The organism is Enterobacter sp. JS8-1, assembly GCF_049187015.1.
GTDB lineage: Bacteria > Pseudomonadota > Gammaproteobacteria > Enterobacterales > Enterobacteriaceae > Enterobacter > Enterobacter mori.
Window position 1 is genome coordinate 2,716,723 of record NZ_CP185805.1, and the last position, 20,111, is coordinate 2,736,833.

At 56.5% G+C, this 20,111-nt stretch carries 20 protein-coding genes and 1 pseudogene; 9 read left to right on the forward strand and 12 right to left on the reverse strand.

What is annotated here, in order from left to right; genetic code table 11:
- Positions 1-2 precede the first annotated feature (2 nt).
- On the reverse strand, positions 3-1,250 hold the full coding sequence (locus ACOQH0_RS12925; protein ID WP_120158332.1) for a CmpA/NrtA family ABC transporter substrate-binding protein: 1,248 nt from the start codon (positions 1,248-1,250) through the stop codon (positions 3-5).
- 228 nt (positions 1,251-1,478) lie between these two features.
- The gene (nasR, locus tag ACOQH0_RS12930) at positions 1,479-2,663 is read right to left on the reverse strand and encodes a nitrate regulatory protein NasR (RefSeq protein ID WP_421510509.1); all 1,185 of its coding nucleotides are present in this window, start codon (positions 2,661-2,663) and stop codon (positions 1,479-1,481) included.
- Positions 2,664-2,736: 73 nt separating this feature from the next.
- On the opposite strand from nasR, the gene ACOQH0_RS12935 reads away from it, so the two are divergent.
- The 3 genes from ACOQH0_RS12935 (at position 2,737) to ACOQH0_RS12945 (ending at position 5,415) form a co-directional block, all read left to right on the forward strand.
- Positions 2,737-3,090 (forward strand): DsrE/DsrF/TusD sulfur relay family protein, encoded by a 354-nt coding sequence (locus ACOQH0_RS12935; RefSeq protein ID WP_120158334.1) that lies wholly within the window; start codon positions 2,737-2,739, stop codon positions 3,088-3,090.
- A 106-nt stretch (positions 3,091-3,196) separates the two neighbouring features.
- The gene (locus ACOQH0_RS12940) at positions 3,197-4,981 is read left to right on the forward strand and encodes a methyl-accepting chemotaxis protein (protein WP_421510510.1); all 1,785 of its coding nucleotides are present in this window, start codon (positions 3,197-3,199) and stop codon (positions 4,979-4,981) included.
- A gap of 194 nt (positions 4,982-5,175) precedes the next feature.
- Positions 5,176-5,415 carry a DUF1883 domain-containing protein gene (locus ACOQH0_RS12945; RefSeq protein ID WP_010432930.1) on the forward strand — a complete coding sequence of 80 codons (240 nt, stop codon included), beginning with the start codon at positions 5,176-5,178 and terminating at the stop codon, positions 5,413-5,415.
- A gap of 30 nt (positions 5,416-5,445) precedes the next feature.
- On the opposite strand, the gene ACOQH0_RS12950 is transcribed toward ACOQH0_RS12945, so the two are convergent.
- Complete coding sequence (locus ACOQH0_RS12950; protein ID WP_089601438.1) at positions 5,446-6,141, reverse strand: gamma-glutamylcyclotransferase; 696 nt, start codon at positions 6,139-6,141, stop codon at positions 5,446-5,448.
- Between the two features lie 177 nt (positions 6,142-6,318).
- The gene (gene chaB / locus ACOQH0_RS12955) at positions 6,319-6,549 is read right to left on the reverse strand and encodes a putative cation transport regulator ChaB (RefSeq protein WP_042715159.1); all 231 of its coding nucleotides are present in this window, start codon (positions 6,547-6,549) and stop codon (positions 6,319-6,321) included.
- A 270-nt stretch (positions 6,550-6,819) separates the two neighbouring features.
- Between chaB and chaA the strand changes: the two genes are divergently transcribed.
- Positions 6,820-7,920: a sodium-potassium/proton antiporter ChaA gene (gene chaA / locus ACOQH0_RS12960; RefSeq protein ID WP_010432924.1), complete on the forward strand. Its 1,101-nt coding sequence runs from the start codon at positions 6,820-6,822 to the stop codon at positions 7,918-7,920.
- 94 nt (positions 7,921-8,014) lie between these two features.
- On the opposite strand, the gene kdsA is transcribed toward chaA, so the two are convergent.
- From kdsA to hemA, 6 genes and pseudogenes are all read right to left on the reverse strand, one after another.
- Positions 8,015-8,869, reverse strand: coding sequence for a 3-deoxy-8-phosphooctulonate synthase (kdsA, locus tag ACOQH0_RS12965; RefSeq protein ID WP_029741601.1), 855 nt, complete (start codon positions 8,867-8,869; stop codon positions 8,015-8,017).
- A gap of 36 nt (positions 8,870-8,905) precedes the next feature.
- Complete coding sequence (gene sirB1 / locus ACOQH0_RS12970) at positions 8,906-9,715, reverse strand: invasion regulator SirB1 (RefSeq protein WP_089599489.1); 810 nt, start codon at positions 9,713-9,715, stop codon at positions 8,906-8,908.
- 14 nt (positions 9,716-9,729) lie between these two features.
- Positions 9,730-9,873 (reverse strand): annotated as a pseudogene (locus ACOQH0_RS12975) (siroheme synthase); the annotation flags it as partial.
- The gene (prmC, locus tag ACOQH0_RS12980) at positions 9,849-10,679 is read right to left on the reverse strand and encodes a peptide chain release factor N(5)-glutamine methyltransferase (protein ID WP_420984737.1); all 831 of its coding nucleotides are present in this window, start codon (positions 10,677-10,679) and stop codon (positions 9,849-9,851) included. The pseudogene ACOQH0_RS12975 and the gene prmC, both read right to left, overlap by 25 nt.
- Positions 10,679-11,761: a peptide chain release factor 1 gene (gene prfA / locus ACOQH0_RS12985; RefSeq protein ID WP_421510511.1), complete on the reverse strand. Its 1,083-nt coding sequence runs from the start codon at positions 11,759-11,761 to the stop codon at positions 10,679-10,681. Before prfA ends, prmC begins: the two co-directional genes overlap by 1 nt.
- A 41-nt stretch (positions 11,762-11,802) precedes the next feature.
- Positions 11,803-13,059 (reverse strand): glutamyl-tRNA reductase, encoded by a 1,257-nt coding sequence (hemA, locus tag ACOQH0_RS12990; protein WP_010432912.1) that lies wholly within the window; start codon positions 13,057-13,059, stop codon positions 11,803-11,805.
- Positions 13,060-13,385: 326 nt separating this feature from the next.
- Here hemA and lolB point away from each other — a divergent pair, with 326 nt between their 5' ends.
- The 4 genes from lolB (at position 13,386) to dauA (ending at position 17,740) form a co-directional block, all read left to right on the forward strand.
- A complete protein-coding gene (gene lolB, locus ACOQH0_RS12995) occupies positions 13,386-13,997 on the forward strand; it encodes a lipoprotein insertase outer membrane protein LolB (RefSeq protein ID WP_421510512.1) in 612 nt (203 codons plus the stop codon).
- The gene (gene ispE / locus ACOQH0_RS13000; RefSeq protein WP_421510514.1) at positions 13,994-14,863 is read left to right on the forward strand and encodes a 4-(cytidine 5'-diphospho)-2-C-methyl-D-erythritol kinase; all 870 of its coding nucleotides are present in this window, start codon (positions 13,994-13,996) and stop codon (positions 14,861-14,863) included. The genes lolB and ispE overlap by 4 nt, the downstream gene beginning before the upstream one ends.
- A 125-nt stretch (positions 14,864-14,988) precedes the next feature.
- Positions 14,989-15,936, forward strand: coding sequence for a ribose-phosphate diphosphokinase (gene prs / locus ACOQH0_RS13005; protein ID WP_003856663.1), 948 nt, complete (start codon positions 14,989-14,991; stop codon positions 15,934-15,936).
- Positions 15,937-16,060: 124 nt separating this feature from the next.
- Positions 16,061-17,740, forward strand: a complete 1,680-nt coding sequence (dauA, locus tag ACOQH0_RS13010; RefSeq protein WP_421510517.1) for a C4-dicarboxylic acid transporter DauA — start codon at positions 16,061-16,063, stop codon at positions 17,738-17,740.
- On the opposite strand, the gene ACOQH0_RS13015 is transcribed toward dauA, so the two are convergent.
- Positions 17,726-18,784 carry a MerR family transcriptional regulator gene (locus ACOQH0_RS13015; RefSeq protein WP_421510518.1) on the reverse strand — a complete coding sequence of 353 codons (1,059 nt, stop codon included), beginning with the start codon at positions 18,782-18,784 and terminating at the stop codon, positions 17,726-17,728. The two genes, dauA and ACOQH0_RS13015, sit on opposite strands and share 15 nt — an antisense overlap.
- Before the next feature lie 119 nt (positions 18,785-18,903).
- Positions 18,904-19,179: a stress-induced protein YchH gene (gene ychH / locus ACOQH0_RS13020; protein ID WP_042713911.1), complete on the reverse strand. Its 276-nt coding sequence runs from the start codon at positions 19,177-19,179 to the stop codon at positions 18,904-18,906.
- 274 nt (positions 19,180-19,453) lie between these two features.
- Between ychH and pth the strand changes: the two genes are divergently transcribed.
- Positions 19,454-20,038: an aminoacyl-tRNA hydrolase gene (gene pth, locus ACOQH0_RS13025; protein WP_421510519.1), complete on the forward strand. Its 585-nt coding sequence runs from the start codon at positions 19,454-19,456 to the stop codon at positions 20,036-20,038.
- Positions 20,039-20,111: the final 73 nt, after the last annotated feature.

The window sequence follows — 20,111 nt, forward strand, 5'->3', positions numbered from 1 at the left end:
AATCAGGCCCCTTTACGATGAATGGCGAAGCGGTTGGCGTATCCTTCCGGGTCGGTACCGTTCCAGACGGTGCCGTCCATCAATGTGCTGTTGCGTAGTGGTGATGCCGGTGCGGTAATGCCCCCCACCGCGGTGGCAGCATCCTGCCAGGTTGCGGTCTGGTTGATCCGTTGCGCAATGCCCGCGTAGTCCGGCGCGGCTTTGAGCAAGCCCCAGCGGCGGAACTGGGTCAGGAACCACATGCCGTCAGAGAGATACGGGTAGCTGACGGCTCCCTCGTTGAAGAAGCGGATCGGGTGCGCGTCCTGCCAGCGCTGGCCCAGGCCGTTGTCGTACTCGCCCAGCATCCGTCCGGTGAGGTACTGCTCTTTGCAGTTGAGCCAGGCGCGGCGGGAGAGGATCCGCGCGGTCTCGCGTTTGTTTTCCGGGGAGGCGTCGATCCAGCGCGCGGCCTCCATCACGGCGCTCACCAGCGCCCGGGCGGTATGCGGATTCCTCTCCACCCAGTCGCGGCGAGTGCCGAGGATTTTTTCAGGATGGTCGGCCCAGATGGACTGCGACGTGGCGGCGGTAAAGCCGATGCGGTCGTTAATCGCCCGCGCGTTCCACGGCTCGCCGACGCAAAAGCCCACCATGTTGCCAATGCGCATGTTCATCACCATCTGCGGCGGCGGCACCACCACGGTCCGGATATCGTCGAAGGGGTTAATGCCCGCACTGGCCAGCCAGTAGTAGAGCCACATGGCGTGCGTCCCGGTCGGGAAGGTGTGCGCGAAGGTGTAGGTACCAGGCGCCTGCTGCCCAATCAGCTTTTTCAGCCCGTCGAGATCGTGAACGCCCTTCTCCGCCAGATCGCTGGAGAGCGTGATGGCCTGGCCGTTCTGGTTAAGGGTCATCAGGTTCGCCATCTGCTGTGGCTTGCCGGCGATGCCCAGTTCCAGCCCATACAGCAGGCCGTAGAGAATGTGCGCGGCATCCAGCTCGCCCGCCACCAGCTTGTCGCGCACCGCTGCCCAACTCGCCTCTTTGGTGGGCACGATGGTAATGCCGTATTTTTTATCAAACCCTTTCAGCGCCGCGATAACCACCGGGGCACAGTCGGTCAGCGGGATAAACCCGATGCGCACCGTTTCCTGCTCCGGTTTATCCGAGCCTGCCGCCCACGCGGCCTGCATGACACCCGGTAACAGCATTGCGCCACTCGCCAGCATGCTGGCCTGCAAAAACCGCCGTCTCGACAAATCCGCCATGACCACTCCTGAAAAAAAGCCAAAAAAAAGCGCCCGCCGTGCCGGAGCACCGCTGGACGCCTTTATCCCGAAGACGCATGCACCGCCGTTGGCGCATCGTCGAAAATGGTTAAACAGATAATGCAAAGGTAATGCCAGGTTTTAAGGCCCTGCTTTCGGGGGCGTTAACCTGATAGCTGTCGCGTTAGCGCACCTCAATCAGGCATTAAATGCCCACTGATTGTGCAACTACTCCTTTGGTGTTAGCTGCCACAGATTCTTCACTGTGAGCAGTGCGCGCGCGATATCGACCATGCGCTGGTTCTTGTCCATCGCCATTTTGCGCAGTGCCGTCCACGCCTGTTCCTCACTCATGCTTTGATGCGTCATCAGCACGCTTTTGGCTTTATCAATGGTCTTACGCTCCTCCAGCGTATCGCGGAGTGATGCCAGTTGGCGGGAGAGCTGGTCTATCTCTCGCGCCTGCTGGCGAACCAGCAGCAGCAAGGGTTTATCCGGGTAAAGCGCAAGAGGATCGTCATGCTCTTCGCCACTCATCGTGGCTTCACCGGACGCATGAATCGCGTCATCCACCGCCACCATCAGATCGGCAATCACCATTTCTTCAAGCGTGCGCAGATGTTCAAGACGCGAGGTTTGCAGGGCAAACCAGTTCAGCGCGGTATTGCCATTGTCAGCGGCGGGCTGACGGGTGCAGGCGACGCGCCGGAGTTGCTCTGTTTCTCGATCGGGCTGGCAGTTGTGGGCAAAGGTGTTTTGCACCTCAGCGTGGCTGTGGGATAAAAAGATCTCAAAACAGGCCTGCTGCCCGTCAATCCTGTCTACCAGTCGCTGGCGGGTTTCATCAGTGAAAAAGCCCTGCGTGAAGCCTATCGCCCCGAGTGCCCGCTCTTGCCCCACCAGCTCTTTGCCCTGCATCAGGCTATAAAGGGCGACAAAACGGCCCGCGATTTGCGGATCGTCAATGCTGTCATTGAGTTGCGGTACGATACTGAGCAGATGGCGAAGCATCCGGCAGTAATGATCCATTGCCTGAGGTGCCGTTATGCTTTGGCTGTCTATCCCGTCACGCAGCAAAGGCAGTGTTTCCAGGCTGAGTAACGCACAGGCGATGCGCTCACAAACGCCGCTCCCCGTGACCGGGAATTGTGCTTTCAGCATGGCCTGCAGCGCAGTAAGGTTTTCATCCACCAGCCCGCGACTGGCTTTGCATTCGGGGGCATACAGCTTACCCTGAGAGCAGAGCCAGACGTTGGATGCCCCGCGCTCGCACTGGAGCATATGCACAAGGCAGCTGATGCCGTTGACCAGCACGCCCAACGCAGCCAGCCTGCCGAGCTGCTCCCGGCGAAGTAATGTCGCGCGCTGGAACCACTCGGTTGCCGCGGGTGAACTGCCCGCCATTAATGTCATGCTTACTCTCCCGGGTAGCGAATCTCCCGGAGAGTTAAGCAATATTCGTGCCTTTCAAACAACAGGAGTCAACATGCAGAAGATTGTGATCGTCGCCAACGGTGCGGCCTACGGTAGCGAATCCCTTTTCAACAGCCTGCGACTGGCGATAGCGCTGCGCGAGAAAGAGAGCGCACTTGAGCTGCGCCTTTTTTTGATGTCGGACGCCGTCACCGCAGGACTGAAGGGACAAAAACCCGCCGAAGGCTACAACATCCAGCAGATGCTGGAGATCCTGACCGCGCAAAATGTGCCGGTCAAACTCTGTAAGACCTGCACCGACGGGCGCGGTATCACCGGACTGCCGCTGATTGATGGCGTCGAGATTGGGACGCTGGTTGAGCTGGCCGACTGGACCCTGACCGCTGATAAAGTATTAACTTTTTAATAATAAACCCGTAAAAATATTATTTTCTTATGGACGCGGTTTCAGCATCAAGTTTACCTGCGCGGCTGCCGATAGGCATGGAAACAACACAGCAGGTATTTCACTTATGTTCAGATCCATTCGTGCCCGTATTATTGCCGCGACGACAGGTTGCCTGATCGTCGCCCTTCTTCTCAATACCGTCATTAATTTCCAGGTTACGCGCCAGGATAACCTGCAGTCGCAGCGCGATATTCTGACCAGCACCAGCGCCAGCCATAACATGGCGATTGCAGACTGGGTTAAAAGCAAAATGACGGTGATAGCCTCCGCACAGACCGTTGCGCTGAATGACGATCCGGTTCCGGTATTCAAACAGCTTGCGCAGGCGGGTGGCTTCACCAACGTCTATGTCGGCTACGCCAGCAAAACGGCGAAGTTCTCCGACCCGGCGGGCGTCCCGGCAGATTATGACCCCACGATCCGTCCCTGGTATCAGCAGGTGGTGAGTACTGACGGCCCGGTCGTGACCGCCCCGTACGTGGACGCGGGCACCGGGAAACTGGTGGTGACCTTTGCGGTGCCGGTGAAGGAGAACGGTGCGCTGAAGGCGGTTGTGGCAGGCGACGTGGCGATGGACAGCGTGGTGGCTAACGTACGCGGTATTCACCCGACGCCTGCCAGCAGCGGGTTACTCCTTGATAGCGATGGCACGGTGATTGCCGCCAGCGATCCGGCGCTCACGCTCAAGCCATTCACTGAAACCATCAAAGGGACCGATTTTGCGGCACTGAAAAGCGGTAGCCTGGTTGAGGGGATGTTCAACGGCAGCGAAAAAACCTTCGTGGCAACCGCCGTGCCGGGCACGCACTGGATGCTGGCCGTGGCGCTCGATAACAACGATGCTACCTCCGGCATGCGCTCGCTGCTGAAAGCCTCTGCGCTGTCGCTGGTGATCCTCGCCTTGCTGAGCGGCGCGATTGTTCATTTCCTGATAGCCCGCCTGTTGAAGCGTTTGTCCGATATTCGCGACGCCATGCATAACATCGCTAACGGCACCAATGACCTGTCGCAGCGCCTGCCGGACAGCGGTGATGACGAAGTGGCGCAAATTGCCCAGGCGTTCAACGCGTTTAGCGATAAGCTCTCGGTCGTGATGGTCCAGTTGCGCGACGCCAGCGCCTCGGTGAAAAATGCGGCGCAGGAAATCGCAGCCGGTAACCAGGATCTCTCCGGGCGCACTGAGCAAGCGGCATCAAGCCTTCGCGAAACCGCCAGCGCCGTCGAAGAGATCACCGCCTCCGTCACCCAGTCAAATGAATCTGCGGCAGAAGCGAACGAGCAGGCAAGCAAAGCCTCTGCTGCAGCGTCGCGCGGGGGTGAAGTGGTTTCTCAGGCTATCACTACCATGCAGTCGATTGAGGTGGCCTCGGCGAAGATTGGCGATATCACCAGCGTCATCGACGGCATTGCCTTCCAGACCAACATTCTGGCGCTGAACGCCTCGGTCGAAGCGGCGCGCGCGGGCGAACAAGGCCGCGGCTTCGCGGTGGTGGCTGGAGAAGTGCGAAACCTCGCCAGCCGCAGCGCTCAGGCGGCGAAAGAGATCAAATCCCTTATCGATTCTACAACCGACAGCGTGGCAACGGGTTCGCGCTACGTGCATCTGGCCGGAGAAAGTATGGATGAGATCCGCTCCAGCATCGGTAGCGTCTCGGGGATTATGCGTGAAATCTCGATTGCCACCAGCGAGCAGATGAAAGGCATTCACGAGATCAACCACGCGGTAACGCATCTGGACAGAATGGTGCAGCAGAACGCCGAACTGGTGGTGCAGTCTGCCGCAGCGGCCAGCGCGCTGCAGAGTCAGGCGGGCGACCTTGCTGAAACCGCCGGCCATTTCCGCATTTAATTTTCTTCTGGCGCGGGTTAACCGGGTAAAACACGCGCCAGCTGAATGCTTTCAGGCATTTTGTCATTTTTGTTTAAACGTTATGCCATTTTTTGATCAAAATCATCATCCCTCCCCCTCCCCTTTGGTGTTATGCAATGAGTAAATTGTGAACAATATCACGCTCGGGATGGGCAAAATCGACGGGGTAAAAAATGGCACTGGTGAAGACAAGTTTGAAACTGTTTGGCGGGGATACGGTCGTGGTACGTTGCTCAGAACGCTGCCGCATTCATCTCATGAGTTCAAAAGCGCAGAAGCAATCGCAGGCGGATATTCTGACGGTGCAGGATGACAAGGCGTGGCTGACCGTGCCTTATACCGGCACCTGGGATGTCCTGATTGACAGCCACAGTCAGTCACTGGAGCATTCGGTCAGCTACGTTGCCGCATAAAACGAACGCCCGGTTTAGCCGGGCGTTTTTTCAGGCAAAACCCGGACGTAGCGGGTTATTAAGCAGGTTCCCTTCCAGCAGCGCTTTCACCTTCATGACCAGCTCATTCAAACATTCGTCCTGCATGCCCAGACGCGTCAGTTCCTGATCGAGTGAAAACAGATATTGCGCGTTGGTCCCCAGCGGCCCGCTGGCCGCGGCAATCAAGGGCGCGATCACCTGCGTACGGGTATCCGCTTCATATAGCGGGTGGCGCGGATCCATAATAAATACCAGCGCATTGACGGTGCGTCCGTCATCCAGTTCCAGCTTGCACCAGCTCGGCATATAGCAGCCAGTGATCATCTCGCGCTTCCAGAGCAGCGTCAGCTCCTCCTCCAGCGTGGCATCCGGCAGGCGGTAAGCGACACCCGTGGTGCGCCCGCCCTCTTTCAGTGCAAGCATGCGCCCCGGCTGGCACGCGCTGCCGCGTCCGGCCGTCAGGCGCAGACAAAACGCGCGGTGCCAGCCAGGCAAGGTTCCCGTTGCCGATTCGACAAATTCGAGAGCTGGGTTCCACATCAGGGAACCGTAGCCAAAAATCCATACCGGGCCATCATCCGGGCGGCAGGCAAGCGTGGCAGCAAGTGACGCCGCCCGTTGTTCAGCTGACCAGAGAAGCGATTCCTCAATAGCACCAAATGCCGTCTTACAATCTGCCTTCATTAAGAAATCACGCGTTAACACATTACACCTCCGCCACTGCATGCTTCCTTGCGACATCTGTAATTCGCCTTCCCGGCATTCTATGCTGGTCATTTTGCCAGCAGTGAAATAACGATAAGCAATTAGCGGACCAGTTGCAATACAACGGAAGTTGAACCGCCTGAAAAGTCAAAATGCAGGCAGCTTATTATTTTGCGGCTATTTCTTTTTGTGCCATTTATCATCGTCGCCTTTCTCGTATTCATGTTTTACGGCGGCCCAGGCGACCTTGTGCGCCGTCTCTTCACGGCTGGCATCATCCCGGCGATCGTCCTTATCTTTGTATTGATCCCAGGCGCTGTTAAAGGCTTCTTTGTAGATATCCTGCGCGTGGGCAGGGAGGACGTGCTGCACGCTATCGGGTAACTCGCGTTTCGTTTTATATGGCATCGAAAACCTCTCTTTTTGCTAAAGAGATAAGTGTGGTTGAGGATGCCTGCGCCTGCCAGGTTGATTTCATTTATGCTTAATCAATTAATCTAATTTACTGTAATACAGTACTATTTTATTGATAACTGCGATTTATGGCAGTAATAATAAATATTAACCTCAAACCGTAAAATTAAGTAAAAATTCAACGGTATTTATCAGATATCTGTTAGTTTAATGCCCTCAAAAATCTATCTATAATTACAAGCACCTGCATTGATGGAGAAGCACATGACAACAACACACGAGGCGGTTAAGACCCGCCACAAGGAGACGTCGCTCATTTTCCCGGTTCTGGCACTGGCTGTGCTACTCTTCTGGGGAAGCAGTCAGTCACTGCCAGTGGTGGTTGGTATCAATATTCTTGCGCTGGTCGGCATCTTAACCAGCGCCTTTAGCGTAGTTCGTCACGCGGACGTATTAGCCCACCGTCTGGGTGAGCCGTACGGCTCGTTAATTCTCAGCCTTTCCGTTGTTATTCTCGAAGTCAGCCTGATTTCCGCGCTCATGGCCACCGGCGATGCCGCGCCGACGCTGATGCGCGACACGCTCTACTCGATCATTATGATTGTGACGGGCGGCCTGGTGGGCTTCTCTCTGCTGCTGGGCGGCCGTAAGTTCGCGACCCAGTATATGAACCTGTTCGGCATTAAACAGTATCTGATTGCCCTCTTCCCGCTGGCTATTATCGTGCTGGTGTTCCCGATGGCGCTTCCGGGTGCAAATTTCTCTACCGGTCAGGCGCTGCTGGTCGCACTCATTTCCGCCGCCATGTACGGCGTGTTCCTGTTGATTCAGACCAAAACGCACCAGAGCCTGTTTGTGTACGAGCATGAAGATGACGGTGACGATGATGACCCGCACCACGGCAAGCCGTCGGCCCACAGCAGCGCGTGGCATACGGTTTGGCTGATCGTGCATCTGATTGCGGTGATTGCCGTCACCAAGATGAACGCCAACCCGCTGGAAACTCTGTTAACCGAGCTGAACGCGCCGGTGGCGTTTACGGGCTTCCTGGTGGCGCTGCTAATTCTGTCCCCTGAAGGGCTGGGCGCGCTGAAAGCGGTGTTGAATAACCAGGTGCAGCGCGCAATGAACCTGTTCTTCGGCTCCGTACTGGCGACGATTTCACTTACCGTTCCGGTGGTGACGCTGATTGCCTTTATGACGGGCAACGAGCTGCAGTTTGCGCTGGGTGCGCCAGAGATGATTGTGATGGTGGCCTCGTTGCTGCTGTGCCAGATTTCGTTCTCCACCGGACGAACCAACGTGCTGAACGGCGCGGCGCATATGGCGTTGTTTATTGCGTATTTGATGACGATTTTTGCGTGAGATTGATCCGGTGCGGCCTGATGCCCTCACCCCAACCCTCTCCCACAGGGAGAGGGTGTAAATATAAAAAAACCCGCCGAAGCGGGTTTTTTTATTAGTTGCTGGTATCCAGCTCGTCGAAGCTCTTCACCAGATCGTCAATCGCTTTAATCTGTTTCAGGAACGGCTCCAGCTTATCCAGCGGCAGTGCGGAAGGACCATCGCATTTCGCGTTAGCCGGATCCGGGTGCGCTTCAATGAACAGGCCTGCCAGTCCGGTCGCCATACCGGCACGCGCCAGCTCGGTAACCTGGGCACGACGACCACCAGAGGCTGCGCCAAACGGGTCGCGGCACTGCAGAGCGTGCGTCACGTCGAAAATCACCGGAGACTGGCCGGAGACGTTCTTCATCACGCTAAAGCCCAGCATATCCACTACCAGGTTGTCGTAACCGAAGTTTGCGCCACGGTCACACAGGATCACCTTGTCGTTGCCACCTTCAATGAACTTATCGACGATGTTACCCATCTGCCCAGGGCTCACGAACTGCGGTTTCTTCACGTTGATAACAGCACCGGTTTTCGCCATCGCCGCAACCAGGTCGGTCTGACGCGCCAGAAATGCCGGAAGCTGAATCACGTCTACCACGTCAGCCACAGGCTGCGCCTGAGAGGCTTCATGCACGTCGGTGATCACTTTCACGCCAAAGGTCTGCTTCAGCTCCTGGAAAATCTTCATCCCTTCTTCCAGGCCCGGGCCACGGTAAGAGTTGATGGAGGAGCGGTTGGCTTTATCAAAAGAGGCCTTAAACACGTACGGGATGCCCAGCTTCTGGGTCACGGTCACGTAGTGCTCGCAGATACGCATGGCGAGATCGCGGGATTCCAGCACGTTCATGCCGCCAAACAGCACGAACGGCAGGTCGTTTGCTACCTTGATATCACCAATGCTAACCACTTTTTGTTTCATAGGATCGCCTTATTCAGGTGTGAATCGGAATTAAGATTAATGCAGTGTAATTTGTTTGTGCGAGATCGCGTTGATCTGCGCACGAATCATTTCGCTAATCGGGTCTTCCGGACATTGCTCGACGAAATAATTCAAATCACTTAGCGCCACATGCTCGCAATCGAGCTGCGCATAAATCAGGCCGCGGTCGCGAATTTCGTACGGATCTTCCGGGTTGAACTGCAGCAGCACTTCGCTGGCACGCAGCGCAAGCTCCATTTGACGCTCTTCCATCAGCGCAGACTTCAGCGTGTCCAGCAGCTTACGGATCACTTCGGCGTTATCCGCCTCGTCGAGATCTTCGTTGAAGAGCTCGGCCACCGGGCTGATATTGCCTTTCAGCCACACATCCAGCGTGTGCTCATCCAGCGTGTCACCGTTGAAGGGATTAATGAGCCACATCTCGCCGTCCAGCCACTCCGCACGCAGTATCATCTGCGTCGGGAAAATGACCGGCACCAGCGGAATATCCAGACGATGGGCGACCCACAGCAAAATGGATCCCAGCGCGACGGCGCTGCCCTGACGATTCTTCAAGACCTGGTCCAGCCATAATGCGTCTGACAGGCGATAAACGCCACGCGTGTCGCAGAAACCCCATTCGCCGTAGAAAAGCTCTAGCAGCTTCTCTAATTGCCAGTCCTGCGGACGCGCCTGACTGATCTCCTCCCGTGCCAGGCTGACCAGATTCTCCAGCTCCGCGTGGACGTACTGCGACGTAAAATCATCGCGAATCATTTCAGAAATCAGGATCATGCCTTCACACAGCGGCACTTTGTTAAATTCGAAATCGGCTAAGGACCTCATGACTTACCCCAGTAACGACTGCGCGTACAATGACGTCCAGACGCGATAAAACTCAAAACGATGTAGATGATAACGCCAAACCACTTTTCAGTCAGCCATGCGCCTTTATCAGTTAATGGCAGAAAGCGGTGATTCATACCCACTGTCCCAGCGTCAGACGTTCATTGCCGCCGTAATCGCGGCAGGTTGCCACTGCGCGATAACCCGCATTTGTGAACAGCGCGCGCACCGCGTTCCCTTGCGTCCAGCCATGTTCCACCAGCAGCCAGCCACCGGGAAGCAAATGTTGTCGTGACGTTGTCACAATGTGATCAAGATCGGCTAAGCCTTCATTGGCCGCGACCAGCGCAGTCAGTGGTTCGAAACGAACATCGCCCTGCGCAAGGTGCGGGTCATGTTCGTCGATGTAAGGCGGGTTGCTGACAATCAGCGCAAATAAGCGATTCTCCAGCGCGGTAAACCAGCTACTTTGCAGTACCGTCACGTTGCCGAGCCCAAGACGTTCCACGTTACGCTGCGCCAGCGTCACCGCGTCTGGCATCACATCCACCGCCGTTACTGTGCAATCGGGCCGCTCAGTGGCGAGCGCGAGCGCAATAGCGCCTGTGCCAGTACCGAGATCGAGAATGCTACAGGCCGCTGTGGGTAAACGCGCCAGCGCTTGCTCCACCAGACACTCGGTGTCTGGACGTGGGATCAGCGTTGCCGCCGAGACGTACAGCGGTAACGACCAGAACTCACGTTCGCCGACAAGGTGCGCCACCGGCTCGCCCGTCTTACGGCGGGCAAGCAGCGCGGCGAGCTGCGCTTCCTGCTCGGCGGTCAGCAGCGTCTCACCAAAAGCCAGCAGGTACGTGCGGGATTTACCCGTCACATGCTCAAGCAATATTTCGGCGTCGCGTTTCGGGCTTTCGCTTTCTGAAAGCTCACTGACCGCCTCACGTAACCAGCGCTGAAAATCCATTATTCCTGCTCGGACAGTGCCGCCAGCTGGTCGGCCTGGTATTCCTGCACGATAGGCTCAATCAGCATATCGAGCTTACCTTCCATTGTTTCATCCAGACGGTACAGCGTCAGGTTGATGCGGTGGTCGGTCACGCGGCCCTGCGGGAAGTTATAGGTGCGGTTACGATCGCTGCGATCGCCGCTGCCCAGCAGGTTACGACGCGTAGAGGCTTCCGCCTGCTGACGTTTCGCCACTTCGGCGGCGCGGATACGTGCACCCAGTACAGACAACGCTTTAGCTTTGTTTTTGTGCTGGGAACGTTCGTCCTGACACTCCACCACAATACCGGTTGGCAGGTGGGTAATACGGATCGCGGAGTCGGTGGTGTTAACGTGCTGACCGCCCGCCCCGGAGGAGCGGAACGTATCAATTCGCAGATCCGCCGGATTGATGTCCGGCAGTTCGGCTTCCGGCAGTTCCGGCATCACCGCAACCGTACAGGCTGAGGTGTGAATACGTCCCTGAGATTCTGTCGCAGGCACGCGCTGCACGCGGTGACCGCCGGATTCAAACTTAAGACGACCGTACACGCCGTCGCCGCTGATCTTGGCGATAACTTCTTTAAAGCCACCATGTTCGCCTTCGTTGGCACTCATGATCTCTACGCGCCAGCGACGCGCTTCGGCGTAACGGCTGTACATACGGAACAAGTCACCAGCAAATAGCGCGGCTTCGTCACCGCCGGTACCGGCGCGCACTTCCACAAACGCGTTACGCTCATCGTCCGGATCTTTCGGCAGCAGAAGCACCTGGAGCTGTTGTTCCATCTCTTCAGAACGCGCTTTTGCGTCCTGCAGCTCTTCCTGCGCCATCTCGCGCATTTCAGGATCGTCGAGCATCATCTGCGCGGTTTCAATATCTTCCTGAACCTGTCGCCAGTCGGTAAAGCATTTAGACACATCACTCAACTGCGCATATTCACGCGACAGTGCGCGAAAACGTTCCTGGTCTGCGATGGTCCCGGCATCACCGAGCAGCGCCTGTACTTCCTCATGGCGCTCATGCAGAGCTTCCAGTTTAGCGACGATAGAAGGCTTCATAGGCGTAAGTGCACCTTGTAATAGAAAATGGGTGTAGGGCGCTATTCCAGCCCGAGGCTGTTGCGCAGAATAGTCAGGCGTTCATCATCCCCGTCACGGGCAGCCTGCTGAAGAGATTTGGTTGGTGCATGGATCAGGCGGTTGGTCAGTTTCCACGCCAGATCCTGCATGATTGCATTTGCGTCACCGCCCTGTTCCAGGGCCGCTAACGCTTTGGCTGTCAGGTCATCACGCACCTGTTCAGCCTGCCCGCGGTACTCGCGGATGGTCTCGCTGACGCTTTGCGCGCGCAGCCAGGCCATAAACTCGCTGGTTTCCTGCTCAACAATGGTTTCCGCCTGCACCGCTGCCGCTTTACGCTGGGCAAGGTTGTGCGAAATGATGCTTTGCAGGTCATCCACGCTGTAGAGATAGGCGTTCGCCAGTTTGCCCACTTCGGGTTCAACATCACGCGGGACGGCAATATCTACCAGCAGCATCGGCTGATTACGGCGGGATTTCAGCGCACGCTCCACCATCCCTTTACCGATAATCGGCAGCGGGCTGGCGGTAGAACTGATAATAATATCTGCCTCTTTCAGGCGTTCATCGATGTCGCTCAGCGCAACGACCTCTGCGCCCACTTCGTCCGCGAGCACCTGCGCACGCTCGCGGGTGCGGTTGGCGATAATCATCTTTTTCACTTTATGCTCGCGCAGATGGCGCGCCACAAGTTCGATGGTTTCGCCCGCGCCCACCAGCAGCACGGTGACGGTCGACAGGGATTCAAAGATTTGACGAGCGAGGGTACAGGCCGCGAAAGCAACAGAAACCGCACTGGCACCAATGTCGGTTTCGGTTCGCACACGCTTCGCCACGGAGAAAGACTTCTGGAACATACGCTCCAGCTCGCTGGCCTTCAGATGCCCTTTTTGCGAATCTGCAAACGCCTTTTTCACCTGCCCAAGAATTTGCGGCTCGCCCAGTACCAGCGAATCCAGCCCGCTGGCCACGCGCATGAGATGGCTGACCGCATCGTTGTCCTGATGCCAGTACAGGCTATTACGCAGTTCTTCTTCGTTGAGGTTGTGGTAGTCGCATAACCAGCGGATCAGCGCCTCGTGCAGGTTATCCTGCTCTTCCACGCTGAGATACAGCTCGGTACGGTTGCACGTCGAGAGCACCACGCCACCCTGCACCATCGGTTGTGCAAGCAGGCTATCCAGCGCCAGGTCGAGCGTATCCGGCGAAAACGTCACGCGTTCTCGCAGTGAAACCGGGGCTGTTTTGTGGTTGATGCCGAGTGCTAATAGGGTCATGTTGAGCGGGAGTAGTACCAGCGTTAATAAGGTTAGCAGAACGCATCATACAGGATGCGCGAGATCAATAAAAGGGACTGCCCCCTTTCGGAGTAATAGCTTATACCCGTCATACTTCAAGCTGCATGCGCGTTGGCTGCGCTCGTTCACCCCAATCGCATAGTTATCTATGCTCCTGGGGATTCACTCTCTTGCCGCCTTCATGCAGCTTGAATTATTTAGGGTAGATACAACGCTTTGAGATAATTTGAACGTAGACGGTAGCACTGTGGGACGCTAGCATTAACAGTTATAACTGCAACGTATCTCAAGGATTTGTCCTCATTATGACCCGACTGATTCGCCTGCTGCCGCTGGCGGCACTGGTTCTGACCGCATGTACCGTCACCCAACCAAAAGGCCCGGGCAAAAGCCCTGATTCACCGCAGTGGCGTCAGCACCAGCAGGACGTCCGTAATTTGAGCCAGTACCAGACCCGCGGCGCTTTCGCTTATCTCTCTGACGAGCAAAAGGTTTATGCACGATTCTTCTGGCAACAAACGGGTCAGGACAACTATCGCCTGCTGCTGTTAAATCCGCTGGGCAGCACCGAACTGGAGCTTATCGCCAAACCGGGCCAAGCGCAGATCACCGATAACAAAGGCCAGCACTACACCGCGACAGACGCCGAAGAGATGATTGGCAAACTGACGGGGATGCCTATCCCGCTCAACAGCCTGCGCCAGTGGATCCTCGGTCTGCCGGGTGAGGCAACCGACTACCAGCTTGACGATCAATACCGTCTCAGCCAGGTGAACTACACTCAGAATGGCAAGACGTGGAAAGTGGTGTACAGCGCTTATGACAGCAAGAGTAAACCGTCGTTGCCGTCGAATATGGAGCTGACGCAAGGCAGCCAGCGCATTAAGCTGAAAATGGACAACTGGATCGTTAAATGATGACCCACTGGCCCTCTCCGGCAAAACTGAACCTGTTTTTATACATCACCGGCCAGCGTGCTGACGGTTATCACACCCTGCAGACGCTGTTTCAGTTTATTGATTATGGCGACACGATCGCCATTGAGCTGCGCCAGGATGGACAGATATGTCTGCTGACGCCCGTTGAAGGCGTGGCGCACGAGGACAACCTGATCGTGCGCGCCGCGCGCCTTCTGATGAAAGCCGCAGCGGAATCAGGTCGTCTGCCCTCAGGAAGCGGTGCGGATATCCGTATCGAGAAGCGTCTGCCGATGGGCGGCGGGTTGGGCGGTGGCTCATCTAACGCCGCGACCGTACTGGTTGCGCTGAATCATCTCTGGGGCTGCGGGCTGTCAAAGGACGAACTGGCAGCCTTAGGCTTGACGCTGGGGGCTGATGTCCCGGTGTTTGTTCGCGGTCATGCGGCTTTTGCCGAGGGCGTCGGCGAGATCCTCACGCCAGTCGACCCGCCGGAAAAATGGTATCTGGTTGCCCTCCCTGGCGTGAGCATACCAACGCCGGTCATCTTTAAAGATCCTGACCTGAAAAGAAATACCCCGGAACGGTCAATAGAAACGTTATTAAATTGTGAATTCAGCAACGATTGCGAGGATATCGCAAGAAAACGTTTTCGCGAGGTTGATGCGGTGCTTTCCTGGCTGTTAGAATACGCGCCGTCGCGCCTTACGGGTACAGGGGCCTGTGTCTTTGCTGAATTTGACACCGAATCCGCCGCTCGTCAGGTGCTTGAGCAAGCGCCGGTTTGGCTGCATGGTTTTGTAGCACGCGGGATGAACACCTCCCCCCTACAGCAGACCTTACTGGCGCAGACTGAGTTTCGGTGACAACGTCACCCTGTTCCAGACGTTGCATCGCGCTCTTTAATACACCGCCTGGATAGCATTTGCCTGGCCCGCACAGTTTGCGGCGAACGCTATCCACCACTGGACGCATGCCTGAGGTTCTTCTCGTGCCTGATATGAAGCTTTTTGCTGGTAACGCCACCCCGGAACTAGCACAACGTATTGCCAACCGCCTGTACACTTCCCTCGGCGACGCCGCCGTAGGTCGCTTTAGCGACGGCGAAGTCAGCGTACAAATTAACGAAAATGTACGCGGTGGTGATATTTTCATCATCCAGTCCACCTGTGCTCCAACAAACGACAACCTGATGGAATTGGTTGTTATGGTCGACGCCCTGCGTCGCGCTTCAGCAGGCCGTATCACTGCTGTAATCCCTTACTTCGGCTATGCCCGTCAGGACCGTCGCGTCCGTTCTGCACGTGTGCCAATCACCGCTAAAGTTGTCGCTGACTTCCTGTCCAGCGTCGGCGTTGACCGCGTACTGACCGTTGACCTGCACGCAGAGCAGATCCAGGGCTTCTTCGACGTCCCGGTTGATAACGTATTCGGCAGCCCAATCCTGCTGGAAGACATGCTGCAGCTGAACCTGGACAACCCAATCGTGGTTTCTCCGGACATCGGCGGCGTGGTACGTGCCCGTGCTATCGCTAAGCTGCTGAACGATACCGACATGGCAATCATCGACAAACGCCGTCCGCGCGCTAACGTTTCTCAGGTGATGCACATCATCGGTGACGTTGCTGGCCGCGACTGCGTGCTGGTTGACGACATGATCGATACCGGCGGTACGCTGTGTAAAGCAGCTGAAGCGCTGAAAGAGCGTGGTGCCAAGCGCGTGTTCGCTTACGCGACCCACCCGATCTTCTCCGGTAACGCGGTAAACAACCTGCGCAACTCCGTCATTGACGAAGTGGTGGTATGCGATACCATCCCTCTGAGCGACGAGATCAAGGCACTGCCAAACGTGCGTACCCTGACCCTGTCCGGGATGCTGGCCGAAGCGATTCGTCGTATCAGCAACGAAGAATCCATCTCAGCAATGTTCGAACACTAATCGAACACGGCCGATAAACCCGCTGCGGCGGGTTTTTTTGTCTCTGGGTTTTATTTGTATGATTAATGCCTCCTTCACCTGCCATTGATATGACAGATGATGCGCATACGGATGATAGATAATTGTGAAAAACGTAACCTCCTCACATGTTCTGCCCTTTCGCGCCCTCATCGACGCCTGCTGGAAAGAGAAATACACCTCATCACGCTTTGTACGTGACCTGATTGCCGGGATCACCGTCGGCATTATCGCCATCCCGCTGGCGATGGCGCTGGCGATTGGCAGCGGCGTTGCGCCGCAGTACGGTCTGTACACCTCGGCCGTTGCCGGGATCGTCATCGCCCTTACGGGCGGCTCGCGCTTCAGCGTCTCCGGCCCGACCGCCGCCTTTGTGGTGATCCTCTACCCGGTTTCGCAGCAGTTTGGTTTGGCAGGACTGCTGGTCGCCACCCTGATGTCCGGCGTCTTTTTGATTCTGTTTGGCCTGGCCCGCTTTGGTCGGCTGATCGAGTACATCCCCCTTTCCGTGACGCTGGGATTCACCTCGGGGATTGGTATCACCATCGGAACCATGCAGATCAAGGATTTCCTCGGCCTGCAGATGACTCATGTTCCTGAGCACTATTTACAGAAAGTGGGGGCGCTGTTTATGGCGCTGCCGACCGCCAACCTGGGCGACGCCGCCATTGGGATTGTGACGCTGGGTACGCTGATCGTCTGGCCTCGTCTGGGGATCCGTCTCCCGGGCCATCTGCCCGCCCTGCTGCTGGGCTGCGCGGTGATGGCTATCGTCAATATGTTCGGTGGTCATGTCGCGACCATCGGCTCGCAGTTCCACTATGTTCTGGCGGACGGTTCACAGGGTAGCGGCATTCCGCAGCTGTTGCCGCAGCTGGTGCTGCCGTGGGACATGCCCGGCTCCAGCTTTACCCTAAGCTGGGATTCGCTGCGAGCTTTGCTTCCCGCCGCATTTTCTATGGCGATGCTGGGGGCGATTGAGTCCCTGCTCTGCGCCGTCGTACTGGACGGTATGACCGGCACCAAACACAAAGCCAACAGCGAGCTGGTCGGTCAGGGATTAGGGAATATCATCGCGCCGTTCTTCGGCGGTATTACCGCAACGGCAGCCATCGCCCGTTCCGCTGCAAACGTGCGCGCGGGAGCAACGTCACCCGTTTCGGCGGTTATCCACTCCGTGCTGGTGATCCTCGCCCTGCTCATTCTTGCTCCGTGGCTCTCCTGGCTCCCGCTCTCTGCAATGGCGGCGCTGCTGCTGATGGTGGCGTGGAACATGAGTGAGGCGCATAAGGTGGTGAACCTGCTGCGTCGCGCGCCGAAGGACGACATCATCGTGATGCTAATCTGCATGTCGCTGACCGTGCTGTTCGATATGGTTATCGCCATCAGCGTCGGGATCGTGCTGGCTTCCCTGCTGTTTATGCGCCGCATCGCGCAGATGACGCGCCTTTCCCCGGTTAACGTGGAGGTGCCTGACGATGTGCTGGTGCTGCGCGTGATTGGCCCGCTGTTCTTCGCTGCGGCGGAAGGCCTGTTCAGCGATCTGGAGTCCCGCATCGTGGGCAAACGGGTTGTCGTGCTGAAGTGGGATGCCGTACCGGTACTGGATGCAGGCGGGCTGGATGCCTTCCAGCGCTTCGTGAAACGTCTGCCGGACGGCTGTGAGCTGCGGGTGAGTAACCTGGAGTTCCAGCCCCTGCGCACCATGGCGCGCGCGGGCGTGCAGCCCATCCCTGGCCGACTCTCCTTCTACCCTAACCGGGATGCCGCGCTAGCGGACCTGTGAGCCACCTGATGCAGAGAAACGTCTCTGCATCATCACCCCGATAGCCTGCTGGAGCCACCCAAGTACGGCAGGCGTCATCCATGTTCCCTTCATCAGATGCGGCTCCTGCTGCATGGCCACACGAAACTTTTGCTGGGTCTCCGGGTTCGTACCCGCGTACGACTGGAACAACGCCAGCCAGTTTTCGGCAAGCTTTTGCGCCTCTTCAGAGGTGGGGTCGAGATTTTCCCGCTGCGCCTGGTGCACTTTTGCCACCAGCGGCGGCCACTCCATCATGCGGTCAAAGTAGTGTTTCCGGGTAAAAGCCATCTCTTCGGCAGAGAGATATTTCTCCCAGATAATAAGTTTCGATTCGGCAAACGCCCGCGTAATGTAATCGGTCATCTCCGGCGTAATGCCGGTCTGTGCCTGCATCTGTGGCTCAACGCTGTGCATTTCGTTCAGCCGGGTGAGAAACTCCGGCTTACCCGCTGTGTCCAGTTCCAGGCGTTCCATCCAGCGCGTCGCCAGGTCCATCGCCCGGGCGTCCGTCACGGGTATGTGTTGTTCCAGCAGCATGCTGGCCTCTGCAACCAGCCCTGACCAGATAGCCGCCAGCGCATCCTTCTGCACCGCAAACGGCAGCTGCTGTAACTCTTCTTTGCTAAACCAGCGATCGTACATATTCATTAACTCCAGAGTCTGTAGCCAGGATTCCAGATCGGGAGTCTCATCGGCGGCAAGCCCGGTGCGTAAGTCCATCAGCCTGTCGCGCAGCGTGTTTATGCTGCGCAGCTGTTTATCCAGCAGGCTGATTTGCGCATCGAGGAGTTCCGTTAACGACAGCGACTCCTGTTCCAGAAAATCCCTGATTTCAGCAAGTTCCAGCCCCGCTTTTGCCAGCGCCTGGATCATGTGCAGACGCTGAACATCCGCCAGGTTGTAAAGCCGGTAACCTGCCGCGCTTCTGGCAGAAGGCAGCAACAGCCCTGTTTGCTCATAGTGATGCAATGTTCGTACGGTGATCCCGGCACGTTTCGCCAGTTCACCCACCTGAATCAACATAACTGCTCCTTTTCTTTGCCAGTGGCACCACTCTGGAGCCTTACGTTACGTGAGGGTCAACCCTTGATGCAAAAAAAACGGCTCCCCAGGGAACCGTTTCGGTGTTCTTCATCGTAGCACTAGCTGTGCTTATGCTGGTCGCGACGACAGCGTTTGTCGTAGTGGCGCACCCACCAGTACTTGTCACACACTTCCTCATGGCCGCTCACGCGAGCCCCCGCCAGCCATAATACCGCACCAATGAAGATGCTCAATATCGCGCCATGCGCGAAGTATTGCGGGAGATCAAACTGTGGTAACTGGTTTAAAATTGAATAACCCACCCCGGCTACCATCACGAACAGCCCCAACCCCATTAGCACGTTACCGAGTATCGAAGCGTTTTTGCGTTTCATGTGTCACCTCCGGAACTTTGGGTTGTCAGGGGAAAAGCCCCTAATCCTTGTGTGTAAAGTATAGACAACGCCCCTTTTATGAGTTGCGTGAATGATCACAATTACAGATAACGCCCAAACAAAAGTTTACAAATAAGGCTTTGAACAGCTTGAAATTCTAATTGTTCAAACCGGAAATTATTCGCATTTCGTTATGATGGTCGCAGAATTTTGTCAAGCGGCGCGCCAGACAGTAAACTACGCGCCAGATCTGGAACCCATTAGGAATTGAATCGTGACGATTAAACTGATTGTCGGCCTCGCCAACCCGGGCGCAGAATATGCGGCCACTCGCCACAACGCCGGGGCATGGTACGTCGATCTGCTGGCCGAGCGGTTACGTGTCCCCCTGCGTGAAGAACCTAAATTCTTTGGCTATACCTCACGTATCAACCTTGCTGGCGCGGATGTTCGCTTACTGGTGCCCACCACCTTTATGAACCTGAGCGGTAAAGCCGTGGCGGCAATGGCAACCTTTTATCGCATTAATCCGGATGAAATTCTGGTGGCTCACGATGAGCTGGATCTCCCGCCTGGCATAGCAAAATTCAAACTGGGCGGCGGGCACGGCGGCCACAACGGTCTTAAAGACATCATCAGCAAGCTGGGAAATAACCCGAATTTCCACCGTTTGCGCGTCGGAATCGGTCATCCGGGCGATAAAAACAAAGTTGTCGGTTTCGTACTCGGTAAGCCCCCGGTTTCTGAGCAGAAACTGATTGACGAAGCGGTAGACGAAGCGGCGCGCTGCACCGAAATCTGGCTGAAAGACGGGCTAACCAAAGCGACAAACCGCTTGCACGCTTTCAAAGCGCAATAATCCACCAGGTAAGGCATTTTTACCGCGCGTCATGCGGGTTACGTGTATAATAGGCGTAGTTATTTACTTTTCA